This is a genomic window from Haloquadratum walsbyi C23, assembly GCF_000237865.1.
In the GTDB taxonomy this organism is placed as follows: Archaea; Halobacteriota; Halobacteria; order Halobacteriales; family Haloferacaceae; genus Haloquadratum; species Haloquadratum walsbyi.
On record NC_017459.1, the window covers coordinates 717,110 to 730,434 of the forward strand.

General features: G+C 48.0%; 10 protein-coding genes and 1 pseudogene. 7 read left to right on the plus strand and 4 right to left on the minus strand.

Translation table 11 applies throughout. The features are described 5' to 3' along the window. The first annotated feature begins 48 nt into the window (after window positions 1-48). The 6 genes from ppsA (at window position 49) to HQRW_RS03185 (ending at window position 8,898) form a co-directional block, all read left to right on the plus strand. A complete protein-coding gene (ppsA, locus tag HQRW_RS03155) occupies window positions 49-2,406 on the plus strand; it encodes a phosphoenolpyruvate synthase (RefSeq protein ID WP_014555434.1) in 2,358 nt (785 codons plus the stop codon). Window positions 2,407-2,707: 301 nt separating this feature from the next. Continuing rightward, window positions 2,708-3,280: a YqaA family protein gene (locus HQRW_RS03165; protein WP_011570851.1), complete on the plus strand. Its 573-nt coding sequence runs from the start codon at window positions 2,708-2,710 to the stop codon at window positions 3,278-3,280. Window positions 3,281-3,397: 117 nt separating this feature from the next. After that, window positions 3,398-5,653, plus strand: coding sequence for a methionine--tRNA ligase (gene metG / locus HQRW_RS03170; RefSeq protein ID WP_014555435.1), 2,256 nt, complete (start codon window positions 3,398-3,400; stop codon window positions 5,651-5,653). Window positions 5,654-5,718: 65 nt separating this feature from the next. After that, window positions 5,719-7,479: a pyruvate kinase gene (pyk, locus tag HQRW_RS03175; RefSeq protein WP_014555436.1), complete on the plus strand. Its 1,761-nt coding sequence runs from the start codon at window positions 5,719-5,721 to the stop codon at window positions 7,477-7,479. Between the two features lie 290 nt (window positions 7,480-7,769). After that, complete coding sequence (locus tag HQRW_RS03180; protein WP_231852400.1) at window positions 7,770-8,015, plus strand: DUF7312 domain-containing protein; 246 nt, start codon at window positions 7,770-7,772, stop codon at window positions 8,013-8,015. 175 nt (window positions 8,016-8,190) lie between these two features. Next, the gene (locus HQRW_RS03185; protein ID WP_014555438.1) at window positions 8,191-8,898 is read left to right on the plus strand and encodes an NfeD family protein; all 708 of its coding nucleotides are present in this window, start codon (window positions 8,191-8,193) and stop codon (window positions 8,896-8,898) included. Between the two features lie 160 nt (window positions 8,899-9,058). On the opposite strand, the gene HQRW_RS03190 is transcribed toward HQRW_RS03185, so the two are convergent. After that, complete coding sequence (locus HQRW_RS03190) at window positions 9,059-9,745, minus strand: DUF7546 family protein (RefSeq protein ID WP_014555439.1); 687 nt, start codon at window positions 9,743-9,745, stop codon at window positions 9,059-9,061. 1 nt (window position 9,746) lies between these two features. After that, window positions 9,747-11,111: a heme o synthase gene (gene cyoE, locus HQRW_RS03195; RefSeq protein ID WP_231852471.1), complete on the minus strand. Its 1,365-nt coding sequence runs from the start codon at window positions 11,109-11,111 to the stop codon at window positions 9,747-9,749. Window positions 11,112-11,295: 184 nt separating this feature from the next. On the opposite strand from cyoE, the gene coxB reads away from it, so the two are divergent. After that, window positions 11,296-12,039 carry a cytochrome c oxidase subunit II gene (coxB, locus tag HQRW_RS03200; RefSeq protein ID WP_011570858.1) on the plus strand — a complete coding sequence of 248 codons (744 nt, stop codon included), beginning with the start codon at window positions 11,296-11,298 and terminating at the stop codon, window positions 12,037-12,039. Window positions 12,040-12,060: 21 nt separating this feature from the next. On the opposite strand, the gene HQRW_RS03205 is transcribed toward coxB, so the two are convergent. Both HQRW_RS03205 and HQRW_RS03210 read right to left on the minus strand, forming a co-directional pair. Further along, window positions 12,061-12,594 (minus strand): adenylyltransferase/cytidyltransferase family protein, encoded by a 534-nt coding sequence (locus HQRW_RS03205; RefSeq protein ID WP_014555441.1) that lies wholly within the window; start codon window positions 12,592-12,594, stop codon window positions 12,061-12,063. Between the two features lie 131 nt (window positions 12,595-12,725). Next, window positions 12,726-13,199: pseudogene (locus HQRW_RS03210) on the minus strand (Mov34/MPN/PAD-1 family protein); the annotation flags it as partial. Window positions 13,200-13,325: the final 126 nt, after the last annotated feature.

Genomic DNA, 13,325 nt, shown 5'->3' on the forward strand with positions numbered 1-13,325 from the left:
TAGGTCCGGAAAGTACTTTAGTCTCATCTGAGGAAAATACACATACTGATGGCAGTATCTTGGCTGGATGAGGTACGATCCACCGACGTGGGGACGGTCGGTGGGAAGGCAGCTTCGCTCGGCGAACTAACCGACGCGGGGCTCCCGGTTCCGTCTGGATTCGTTGTAACTGCAGCAACTTACCGCGAATTCATCGAGACTGCAGGTATTGATAAAGAATTATTCAATGTCGTTGATGTTGATCATGAGGACTCCACAGCGCTTCGAGAGGCACATGAGCGCGCACATCAACTGATCGTTGAAACTCCGATGCCAGATGAGGTCAAACAGGACATTCTTGATTCATATTATTCACTTAATTCAACTGAATCAAGAACTGACGGAGATACGAGTGATGACTCTGAATCTGACCCGTTTGTCGCTGTTCGCTCATCTGCGACAGCCGAGGATCTTCCAGATGCATCCTTTGCTGGTCAGCAAGAGACCTTCTTAAATGTGCGCTCAGACAATCTTGTCGATCGTGTTAAAGAATGTTGGGCCTCGCTGTTCTCTCAGCGCGCAATCTATTATCGGAATCGACAGGGATTTTCGCATTCCAATGTCGATATTGCCGTTGTTGTTCAGCAGATGGTTGATGCGGAGAAATCCGGTGTGATGTTCACATCACATCCATCAAGCGGCGACCCACAGATCATCATTGAAGCAGCCTGGGGACTTGGTGAGGCGGTCGTCTCTGGTGCTGTATCACCAGATAATTACACTGTCGATAGGGAGACCGCAGAGACCACATCAGTCTCAATCGCAGAAAAAAAGATGATGATGGTGAAAGATGCACAGACTGGTGAGACTGTTGAGCAAGATGTCTCAGCAGATAAGCGCGATGCTCGTGTGCTCTCAGATGATGAAATCGCCGAGCTTGTTGCACTTGGTAAAAAGGTAGAATCACATTACGGTGAACCACAGGACGTTGAGTGGGCTATCTATGATGGATCAGTGCATATGCTCCAATCACGTCCAATCACGACTATAAGCGATGATACACGTCCTAGGTCAGAAAGTAATCACCAAGCTAGCAATGGTGAGATTAATGCCGACAGTCCCGATTCGACTGAATCAGCGAACGATGCAGAGATTCTTGTCCGCGGGCTTGGGGCAAGTCCAGGGATTGCCGCTGGTGAAGCACGCGTCGTTACAAAACTTGACCATCTTGACCAGGTGAGCGATGGAGATATTATTATTACTGAAATGACAATGCCGGATATGGTCCCCGCAATGAAGCGTGCTTCCGGTATCATTACTGATGAGGGTGGAATGACATCTCACGCATCAATTGTGTCTCGTGAGTTGGGTGTTCCAGCGGTTGTCGGGGCAGGTTCAGCAACAGCAACACTCGATGATGGTCAGTTGGTCACACTTGACGGTGATAAAGGAACAGTTCGTGAGGGTGAAGCTGAAGAAAAAGAACAACCACATGAACCAATCGAAGATGCACGACCAACAACACCGGTAAAGCCAATGACAGCCACCGAGGTGAAAGTAAACGTCTCAATTCCAGAAGCAGCCGATCGGGCAGCAGCAACGGGTGCGGATGGCGTTGGACTTCTACGTATGGAGCATATGGTGCTTTCACTCGGGAAGACTCCAGAACAATATATCGCTGATAACGGTGAGCGGGCGTATATCGATGAGTTAGTTGATGATATGCGGACAGCTGCTGAGGAGTTCTATCCACGTCCAGTTCGAATCCGAACGCTTGATGCGCCGACAGATGAGTTTCGGCAACTCGAGGGTGGCGATGACGAGCCGCATGAACACAACCCAATGCTTGGATATCGAGGTATTCGACGGTCGCTTGACGCTCCAGAGATATTCAAACATGAACTCGATGCATTCCGCCGTATTTACGAAATGGGTTATGACAACGTCGAATTGATGTTACCACTCGTGAATGATGCTGAGGAGGTTATTCAGGCTCGAGAATTAATGAAACGTGCTGGTATCGATCCATCGACGCAAGAATGGGGTATCATGATTGAAACACCAGCAGCAGCTCTTGAAATCGAAGAAATAGCTGAAGCAGGTGTTGACTTCGTCTCATTTGGAACGAATGACCTCACACAATATACTCTTGCCGTTGATCGTAATAATGAGCACGTTGCTGATCAGTTTGATGAGCTTCACCCAGCTGTACTCTCGCTCATTGACAACACAATCGAGACTTGTCGTGATCTTGGCGTTAAAACAAGTATCTGCGGACAGGCGGGCTCAAAACCGAAGATGGTGCAGTTCCTTGTCGAAGCAGGCATCTCATCAATCTCAGCGAATATCGATGCTGTCCGAGATGTTCAACACGAAGTGAAACGCGTTGAACAACGTCTTATTCTTGATTCTGTTCGCTCATCATAGGATATACCGATATGTGCACGCTCACCCAGAGTCATATTGATGAACTTGCCCTAACAAGTCTTACATCTACTGACATGATACTGACTTTGTGATTCATATTCTGTTTCCAATCCAACTTTTGAACACATATGTCCCCTCTGTATCCTCAATTTCACCACTATCCCCTATTATGCCGATTCTCTCGGTGTATTCGATATATTGCACACCCGGCTTAGTTGGTGAGTTCTCTATTATTGCAATCTTGCTGACGGCTGTATCATCACTGCCTGTCCCCGATCTAAGTATGAGTATGGGTGCGAGCATGATTTCATCAGACGGTGGTCTGTTATTGCCTGTCTCTCTTTTTGGTGATATCTGGCCGGAGTTTGGATGGCTTTCAGCCGCCGTTGAGCGTGCCACTGGGTGGGGTGGACTAATCATTATTTTCATTTATTCATTTTTAATCGCATTTGCACTTCCAGGAGTGAGTGAGATTGTGCTGTTGGCGCCGATTGATCTTGGTCTTTCACAAACTGGTCGCCTTGGGATTATTATGCTGGTGAGTGGTGCTGGAAAAGCTGCTGGAAGCGTCTTTGCCTTTCATCTTGGACAGGAAGTCAAACAATCAGGTCCAGTACTTCAGCTTTTCCAGAATTCATGGTTTGACCTCATTAGTTGGTCTGAGCGTCGAACAGTTGCGCTTGCACAACAGTGGGGATATGCCGGACTTGCAGCAGCACTCAGCGTTCCTGGATTCCCAGACACAATCTCAATTTATGCGTTTTCGGTACTCGAAGAGGATTATCTGAAATTCGCGCTTGCAACATTCATTGGAAGTATCGGTCGTCTAATAGTGACGGTTATTGGTGTTGGTGCTGTCTCTGCGTTTATTTAATTCCAGTGAGTAAGCGTTCCACATGCTATCTGATTGATATGATTACTTACGTTTGTGAATCACCCTCAGGTGGGGTTTATTCGTCACTCAAATCAGCGGGATTTTGCCCTTCCCTATATGACTATGAAACAGTATACAATGAGTAAGATGAATACAGAAACGCAGACACAGACACGTGAGTCATTTCCGACTGACGATCCAGCGGTGGTGACGTGTGGACTCCCGTATGCGAACGGTGATCTCCATATTGGACATCTTCGGACGTATGTTGGCGGCGATATCTTTAGTCGGGCGCTCAAACGTCTTGGTCAGGAGACGGCGTTCGTATCAGGTTCCGATATGCACGGAACACCAGTCGCGGTGAATGCGGCTGAGGAAGGGGTTACCCCGGAGTCATTTGCACTTCGGCATCATGAGCAATATGAAACGACCTTCCCTCAATTTGGGATTGAGTTCGATAATTACGGACATACTCATGATGAGACGAATGTTGAAATGACGCGTGAGATTGTCGAAGCATTGATTCAGGCTGGATATGTTTATGAACGAGAGATTCCAGTCGCGTATGACCCAGCAGCCGACCAGTGGCTTCCAGATCGGTTTGTCAATGGGACCTGTCCATACTGTGGTGCTCACGCACGGGGTGATGAGTGTGATGAGGGTTGTGGGCGACATCTTGAGCCTGGTGAGATCGAAACACCCGTTTCAACGATCACTGGGAATGACGCAGAATATCGACGTCGTGAACACCAATTCTTTGCAGTCTCAGAGCTTCAATCATATCTGTCGTCATTTCTTGATCGACTTGAGGGAACCACAAACGCGCAGAACCAACCCCGAGAATGGGTTGAGGGTGAACTACAGGATTGGTGTATTACGCGCGATATGGACTGGGGAGTGGACTATCCTGATGATAACGATCTTGTCCTTTATGTATGGGTTGACGCTCCAATTGAGTACATCTCATCAACAAAGCAATACGCAGAGAGGGTTGGTACTGACTCATTTGACTGGAAGAATGCATGGCGTGATATACCGGGTGTGCGCTCTCACTCCTCGTCTTCGGCTAAAGACTCCAGTGAAGGCAACTCTCCATCCAATATCAACAATGGTGGAGAAATTATCCATATTATCGGCCGAGATATTATCCAACATCATACCGTGTTTTGGCCAGCGATGTTGCATGCAGCTGGATATACAGAACCCCGGGCTGTGATGGCTTCAGGATTCATTACACTCGAAGGAAAGGGATTTTCGACTTCACGTAATCGTGCTGTATGGGCTGATGAATATCTTGCAGAAGGATTCCATCCAGATCTACTCAGATATTATCTTGCGACGAATGGTGGATTCCAACAGGACGTTGATTTCTCTTGGAGTCGCTTTCGCGAACGAGTGAATAATGAACTTGTTGGAACTGTTGGGAATTTCATCTATCGATCACTGCTCTTCGCTGCGCGTGAATTTGATGGGACACCTGATATCGCGCTTTCTGACTCCGTTGAGGAGCGCATTGAAACAGCAATTAACGCATTTACTGCAGGCGTCAATGAGTATTCTGTTCGAGCCGTTGGCGATGCAGCAGTCAAACTCGCTCAGTTTGGCAATGAGTATATTCAACACCATGAGCCATGGAAACTGAGTAATGACGACCCACAGAAACAACAGGTCATGCGCGATTGTATTCAACTTGCAAAGGCAATTGCCGTGTTGTTTGAGCCGGTAACACCCGCTGCTGCCGAGCGAGTGTGGGCTGATCTCGGAGAATCAGGTGATATTCATACAGTCGGTATCGAATCTGCGCTTGTCGCACCACCGCAGACGTTTGATGAGCCAACTGAACTCTTTGAGAAAATCCCTGAAGAACGCGTTGATGAACTCACAGCAAAGCTTGCTGATCGCGTCACCGACCCGACCGATGATGATGACAGTGATACAGATACAGAGACAGAGACTGATACAGAGACAGAGACCGGGACTGGGACTGACGTATCCGAAACGACAAATGAATCACACTCTGAATCCGATATGACTGAGATTGACCCAATTGCTGATGAGCGAATTGACTTTGAGGAGTTCGAAGAACTCGACCTCCGGGTGGCAGAAATTATCGAAACAGAGCCAATCGAAGATGCAGATAAACTCGCTCGTATCGTTGTTGACCTCGGTATTGAACAACGACAACTCGTTGCAGGAATCCGCCAATTACATGATCTTGATGATCTCATTGGCGAAACGGTTGTTATTGTTGCAAATCTTGAGAAAGCTGAGATATTCGGTGTTGAGTCAAATGGAATGTTGCTTGCAGCAGGGGCAGATGCAGACCTTCTTACGACACGTGAGGATGCTGATCCAGGAACATCCATTCAATAGCGCCGCTGGATGAGGCGATAAATATCATCAGCGGTCTTTTTATTCGTTCCCGAGTACACGTTTGCATGCGAAACGCTAAAATCGTCTGTACGCTCGGACCAGCGTCTGACGAACAGTCGACAATTCGGGCTCTCGTCAACGCAGGTATGAGTGTTGCCCGGCTTAACGCCAGTCATGGCACACCTGACCATCGACGGTTAGTTATCGATCGAATTAGAAGTGTTGATAAAGTAACTGATAAGCCCGTGGCTGCGATGGTTGACTTACAGGGGCCTGAAGTACGGACAGCTCCGTCGTCCGATTCAATATCTATTGATTCAGATAGTGAGATTCGATTCACCACCGGTGATGAAATAACCCCTGAGGTAATCGGTCTCTCATATTCAATTGATGCTGTTGACCCTGGTGATACTGTGTTACTTGATGATGGTCGAATCGAAACAACGGTTCGAAGTGTCGATTCGGATGGTGTCATTGCACATGTCGACTCCGGTGGCGAACTCGGTGGTCGAAAAGGGGTCAATGTCCCGGGCGTCAATCTTGATATTGACCTCCTTACTGAGAGCGACCGAGAGGACCTTCGTGTTGCTGCTGAAGCGAATGCTGATTTTGTCGCCGCGTCGTTCGTCCGATCAGCGGCTGATGTATACATGATCAGCGACGCGCTTGACGCTCTTGGCGGTGATATCCCTGTTGTTGCAAAAATAGAGCGCGCTGGTGCTGTTGAGAATCTTGATGAGATTATCGATGCAGCCTATGGAATCATGGTCGCACGTGGTGATCTGGGTGTTGAGATGCCACTTGAGGAGGTGCCAGTTATTCAAAAGCGTATTATCACCCAATGTCACGACACTGGAACCCCGGTCATCACTGCGACTGAGATGCTTGATTCAATGGTTCAGGCGCGTCGCCCAACGCGTGCAGAGGCTTCAGATGTCGCCAATGCAGTTCTTGATGGGACCGATGCAGTGATGCTTTCTGGTGAAACAGCAATCGGTGATAACCCTGTCCATGTTGTTGAGACAATGGACAGGATCGTCCGACAGATCGAATCAAGTGCTGAATATGGTACCACTGAGCAAGAGCATGTTCCGACTGCTGCAGAGAATTCACGCACGGAGGCACTTGCACGGTCAGCGCGGTATCTTGCTCGTGACGTTGGTGCAAGTGCTATTGTTGCAGCGTCTGAGTCTGGCTATACAGCTCGAAAAACAGCGAAATTTCGTCCGGGAGTACCGGTTATTGCAATAACACCAAATGACCGTGTTCGTCGACAATTAACGCTTTCATGGGGAGTAGCCTCAACATACTCTGGGTCTCACGGAGATATTGAGGGAATGATGGAGGATGCTGTTGATGCAGCGCTTGATGCAAACGTTGCCAGTTCAGGGGATACGATTGTTGTGCTTTCAGGGATGATGACAGAACTTGAAGGGACGAATACAACAAATATGCTCAAAGTACACGTTGTTGCTGAAACAATTGCAACTGGACGGAAAGTTGTTGGAGGTCGCACTGCTGGACCACTGGCGACGCCAACTGACGGCAGACTTGATGAGATCCCGCATGGAGCAATCCTCGCGCTTCCTGCTGATTTTGATGCTGAATTTGATCATGATGCAGCGATGCTTGGTGGAATTATTGATGCACGCCCAGGTATGACCGGCTATCCTGCTGTTATTGCACGCGAACTTGATATTCCGATGATCTCAGGTGCACCATTACCCCCTCAGATCTCGGATGGCACCGCGATTACAATCCATGCTGAGCGAGGTATTGTATATGAGGGCGATCTCACCCGCTCACATGATCAGGACCGAAACTGATACCATTCCAAAGTAATGGTCTAATCAATGAATTGAGCTGTGTATGCTGTCGGAAAGTAATAAATATAGACACAGATATGGCTGTATTCCTCCGCGTTCACGCGGAGGAGGAGGTCAATCTCTAGTGTTCTCACTTGGAGTATACAACGCTTACCAGCAGGAATATATGCAGGTCTTCTCAGTTATCTCTCGGCTTTAGATTTGAAATAAGACACTAACACTACACGGCAGACAGACTCTTCGAGATATACCCGGCAGATGTTTTTGTGATGACCATCTATTTAGAGACAATGACAGATGACAATCAGCCTGATACCACCTCTCGTTCCGATTCAGAACCAGTAAGTGCGTATACGATAGAGAATGAGGATAATACTAACTCCACTGATGATACTGCATTCGAACCCGAAGCAGTCGCGGAACCAGAGCCAATTGAGCCTGAACGCCCGATTCCTGAGCACGTCCTCTTTGTTGCTCTTGGTGTGCTTGGAACCCTCGGACTACTTGTCTCAACGATTGTACCGAATCTAATCTAATCGATCTTGTGATGGGTCTATACTTTCAGTTGTATCGTCGTTTTTTATAGCTCATCTATCGAGAACATCGTATATCCTGCATCCCAACTTTTGAGTTCCAGTGTTTGAGCAGAAGCCGATTCAATGCATCACCCTGTGCGCAACCGTTTAACACTCGCACATCTAATTATCTACTATGGTAACTCAGGCGATCTCCGTCGTCGCACAACTGTCGTTGCCGGCGGAGACGCTGTCATTACTGCTCATTACGGCAGGTCTTGGATTGAGTATTCTTGAGGCATTTGCCCCTGGTGCGCATTTTGTTGTTCTTGGGGTGTCGTTACTAGCGACTGGACTCGTTGGTTTGCTTCTTGGAACTGCGTCGCCGCTTGTTCTCAGCGGGCTTGTCGTCTTATTTGGTGCCGCTGCGCTTCTTGGCTATCGAGAATTCGACATATATGGCACAACCGGGTCCGAACAAACAAGCGATTCAAATAGCCTCACAGGAACATATGGTCGTGTTACTGAACGCGTGACACCAACGCAAGGGCAGGTCAAACTTGATGCTGGCGGATTTGACCCATACTACAGTGCTCGCTCGGTTGATGATGAGCTTACTGCTGGGACTGAAGTCGTCGTTGTTGACCCTGGTGGAGGCAACGTTCTCACTGTGGAGCCACTTGTTGGTGGTGTTGATGAAATCGATCGTGCACTCGCCACAGAGCAAGCAAATCGAGAGACTACGAATAGTGAAAATGAAGACCCGACCCCGACCCCGACCCCAAATTCGAATGTGACTCAGACCGATGACACACAGTCTGATGAGCAACGAGACTCTGAGTCTGAATCAGGTCTTGAGTCTGAATCTGAGCGCGAGCGCGAACGCGAGCCTGATCTGTCCTAACTTCAACACAAGTGAGATAGTTGATGACTCAACCCTCATTATTCTCGACGAGCTGTAATAACTGGATTACTGATATGTTATTTATAGAGTCTTGTGTCTCAGTCATCGTCACAACAGCAATCGGCAATATCACCACTGGTTTCATACTCCCAGATCGCTCTTAATCTCCAACTCGACCGACTATTGGTCGCCAGTACAATAGAGCAATCGTCAATATGAACACGATAGTCGATACATCGTATGAGAAATCAACTGCAATCGCAGCAACGGCTGACCCACCGCCAAGCACACCGGAGAGTACTGACGCAATAACCGGCCATGAGCAAGACACACATGAGAGTAATCCAACGATACCTGAAATAGCTGCCCTGGCAGCATCAATAACCGTTGCATAAACCAGATACGTCAACGCAAGATACCCAACAATACGTGCGGGCATCAATACTACTGCTCCTATTGGAGTTGTGATAATCGGTGCAGGACCCCAACCTGGAAGTAACGTCGCAACACGAATACCAAATGATTGGGTGAGCGCATTTGCTGCATTTCCACCGGTTGTGATAATCACACCGCCAACGATGCTAAGAATACTCAAATATACTATTGCAACAATAGTTGCCCGTCGACGCGTTCGCGCATCGGCTGATGCAGGGTTTGTTTTCCAGATAACAATCGCCCCAACGAATATCCATAGAAGCCCATAGATCGTGTACCGTGGTTGTGTTATCGTGATATCAGCAATCAGTAGATAGCCAAGCGCAAGACAAATTAATGAATTTCCAAGAAGCGTTGCATAGACAAGGTCTTGTGTTCGCTGTGTCGTTCTGAATGCTTTTTCAACAGACACATTAAATCACCAATGTGTCGAAGACAATTGCAATCAGGACCGCTCCCAGATATGCGTTTGAGGCATGGAATGAATGGAATGCAGCAGCCTTCGTCTGCTCATAGTGGAGTTTGATAGCGAAATATAGAAACACTGCTCCAAAGACGATACTCGCAACTGCGTATACAATACCAAGTGCCTCTATTGTTGCAAGTCCTCCAGCAGCAACAAGCGTTAGTGCAAGCCAACAAATGACGTGTTTTCGTGTTTCTGTTTCTCCGCGAACAACCGGCATCATCGGGAATCCTCCTCGTTCATAATCCTCCTTATACGCTAGTGCAAGATTGTAGAAGTGTGCTGGGGTCCATAGGAAAATGACCGTCGCGAGTGCAAGACCACCAAATCCAATATCTCCAGTCACAGCTACCCATCCAATAAGTGCTGGAAGTGCTCCTGCAGCACCCCCAATGACGGTGTTTTGGACGGTGTTCGGTTTGAGTAAAAGCGTATATACAACACTATAAAAGACAATTGCAACTCCGCCAAGTATAGCCGCAAGCATGTTTACCCACGAAAACAAGACAATTGAGATGACTGTGAGTAGTATCCCAAATGCAATTGCATTCCAGACTGGAACAAGATCAGTCGCTAATGGTCTATCACTCGTTCGCTGCATCCGACGGTCGACATCACGTTCAAGAACATGATTAAACGTTCCAGAGGCTCCAATCGAGAGAACACCACCACCAAGCGTCGCAAGCGCAATCCCTGGTGTCAATTGACCTGTCGTTGTTGCCCCAAGAGTCATTCCAGCCGAGGCAACAAGACAGAGGAGCCACATCAGTCGTGGTTTTGTCAATCGGATGTATGCGCGTAGAGTCGCAAGAAGTCGATCTCGGGGATCTGTTGGGAGGTCTGGGTCATATTCAGACGCCGGCGGAAGGTCTTGATCTGGCTCTGGTTTCGATGGTGTTGTTTGCGTTTCTGTTGGATCACCGGTTTCAGTCTCAAGTGACCATGCAAGTGCAATCGCCAGTGTCAGAAAGATACCCAGTCCACCAATAAGATGAATAATCGAAAGTGTCAGATCTGGACCCTGAACCGCGACAACCGCCCCAACGGCTGCTTGAATTGGATATAAAAAGCTCCCGACTGCAACTGTCATGAGAACACGTCGTTCGATTTGCTCACGTATACCAACGCCGAGTGTTACAACAGCACAAATCCCAATAATTACTGCAATAACTCGATGTCCGACTGCAAGCCATCCAATGGCTGACCTTGGCGTTGCCCAGCCGTTTCCGCATATCGGCCATGCAGCACATGCCGCAGCGGCATCAGTCACAGCCGTTGTTACACCAACCAATACAAGCAGGTACACACCCATTGCCGTCCCCGCAAGTAATCCATGAAATCGTCTTATATCTATTGCAGATGTCGTGGTCGCCGTTTGTTCAGCCACCAATGTCACCGATGAAGGTTTGATTTTGACGATACTTATCACCCCCGCTTCGATAAGATGCGCTTGAAAGACAGCAACTATTTATGCATCTCACACAAAGCTCTCTGCGATGCGACACACGCGTTTGGCACTCGTTTCCGTACTTTCGACACTGGCGCTTGGGGCGGTCGCCATGCCGGTCGCTGCGCAGTCATCAGCCAGTGCCGAGTTGATCAATGGATTGAACGGAAAGCTACTGTATGTTGGAGTCCCGATTACGATTCTTGTTGAAGCGATTCTGATTTATACCGTCATGAAGTTCCGGAATAATGACGATCCAACGCCAACTCAAGAGAATCGTCGACTTGAGATCACATGGACTGTTGCGACGGCACTTATTTTATTATTTGTTGGCGTTGCCTCATATGGTGTTCTCGCAAATGAAAATATTACATATCAACCGCAGGCAGAAAACGCTGCAGGCGAAGCTGTCAATGGCGAACAGCAAAAGCCGGTTGTTGTTCGTGCAGAGGCATATCAATGGGGATGGGAAATGTCATATCCCGAAGCTGGAAACTTCACTAATGGGAACACAATGGTCGTTCCTGAAGACCGTCCGGTCGTCATTCGAACGACCTCTCGTGATGTGATCCATGGCTTCCATGTGCCAAAGATGGCATTAAAACAGGATTCGATGCCAGGACAGGTTAATTCCATTAAGACCGTCCCATATGAGACTGGCAGTTACCAGGGATACTGTACACAGTTCTGTGGTGTTGCACACTCACAGATGTACTTCACTGTTGATGTTGTCTCACAGGATGAATATCAACAATGGCTTGACACTCAACAAAAGAACGCTGATAGCTCATAACTGACGCCAGTTCATTACAACTCAGTCTGTCTGGGTCTGTGGGTTGGGATCCGGATTTGGGTCCGAGTCCGAGTCTAAGTCTATATCTGTGTCTGTTTGTGTCCTTTCTGGCTTTGATCCACGCTGTGTGAGGATTTGATCAACAATTGTCCCAGTCGAGAGAATTTCATCATCATACTGTGGATCACGTGCACTTGCTCTGACAACATCACATGCGATATCACGACCGCTAAGAGCATCGCGAACGGCGTCGATATCATGATGTTGATCATGTCCAAGGACAATAACGTCCGGTTGTAATCGTTCAATTGGAATGAAAATGTCCTCAGGATGACCAAGATGGGCAGCGGTGACGATTTCAAGTGCATCGACGACATCGCGCCGTTGACGATCTGGCAACACTGGCTTCGGCTTATGAGTCACATTTCTGCGACGGGCAATAATCACATGTAATTCAGTACCAAATGTCGCTGCCTCGGTTAGATAATGAATATGACCGGGATGTAAGATATCAAATGTTCCTTGCGCAATAACACATTCAGCCTCCTCTGTCATCGCCATCCCCGGTCATCATCCGTCTGCATATCGGTGTCAGTGTTCTGATTAGATTGCTGGTTCGATTGTGTTGGAGTGTCCATTTCGACATCCCAGCGACTCTGCTCTTCATCACCAGACTGTTTGGTATGATCAATATCAAGATCTGTTTCATCAAAATCAAAAAATGCCTCTGGGTCAGGAAGATCGACATCTACCACCTCAAGTGACCGTCGATCACCGTGCTGATCAAATGCAGCCCAGTCAGTCACCTCATATGGATGACCGATAATAATATGAACGCGTCCCTTCCCGAATGCATTCCGGTCGGTGTCGCTCGGCTTGAGTACACCGTTTGGATGTGAATGAATCGAGCCAACTGCATGACGGTCATTCGGAACCATATTTGAATCAATCGTCGCACTGGTAGGTGTTGATTGTGTTCCGGGAACGATGAGCACCTCCGTGATTACAGTCCCAGATCGGTCAAGTCCAATACGACGTGCGTCCTCACCACGAAGCAAGCCCATATACTCATTCGGGTGCGCCTCCTCTGAGGCCTCGCGTGCAAACTCTAATGCGTCAGACGCAATTCCCAACACTGCACTCGACCGGAAAAGTCGCATATTGAATCCAAAGGCAGCCTCTTCTATACACCTTTCGAGGGAGTTCTGCCCGTCACTCAGCATTTCAAACAAATGACATTGATTATGATACTACGGCAGTGAGTATCCACCGATAACGCAGAGATA

Excerpts from the sequence above, each read along its gene's own strand:
- HQRW_RS03165 (WP_011570851.1), top strand. The coding sequence starts at position 2,708 with ATGATTTCATCAGACGGTGGTCTGTTATTGCCTGTCTCTCTTTTTGGT.
- metG (WP_014555435.1), top strand. The coding sequence starts at position 3,398 with ATGACTATGAAACAGTATACAATGAGTAAGATGAATACAGAAACGCAG.
- HQRW_RS03185 (WP_014555438.1), top strand. The coding sequence starts at position 8,191 with ATGGTAACTCAGGCGATCTCCGTCGTCGCACAACTGTCGTTGCCGGCG.
- HQRW_RS03180 (WP_231852400.1), top strand. The coding sequence starts at position 7,770 with ATGACAGATGACAATCAGCCTGATACCACCTCTCGTTCCGATTCAGAA.
- coxB (WP_011570858.1), top strand. The coding sequence starts at position 11,296 with ATGCGACACACGCGTTTGGCACTCGTTTCCGTACTTTCGACACTGGCG.
- ppsA (WP_014555434.1), top strand. The coding sequence starts at position 49 with ATGGCAGTATCTTGGCTGGATGAGGTACGATCCACCGACGTGGGGACG.
- pyk (WP_014555436.1), top strand. The coding sequence starts at position 5,719 with ATGCGAAACGCTAAAATCGTCTGTACGCTCGGACCAGCGTCTGACGAA.
- HQRW_RS03205 (WP_014555441.1), bottom strand. The coding sequence starts at position 12,594 with ATGACAGAGGAGGCTGAATGTGTTATTGCGCAAGGAACATTTGATATC.
- cyoE (WP_231852471.1), bottom strand. The coding sequence starts at position 11,111 with ATGGGTGTGTACCTGCTTGTATTGGTTGGTGTAACAACGGCTGTGACT.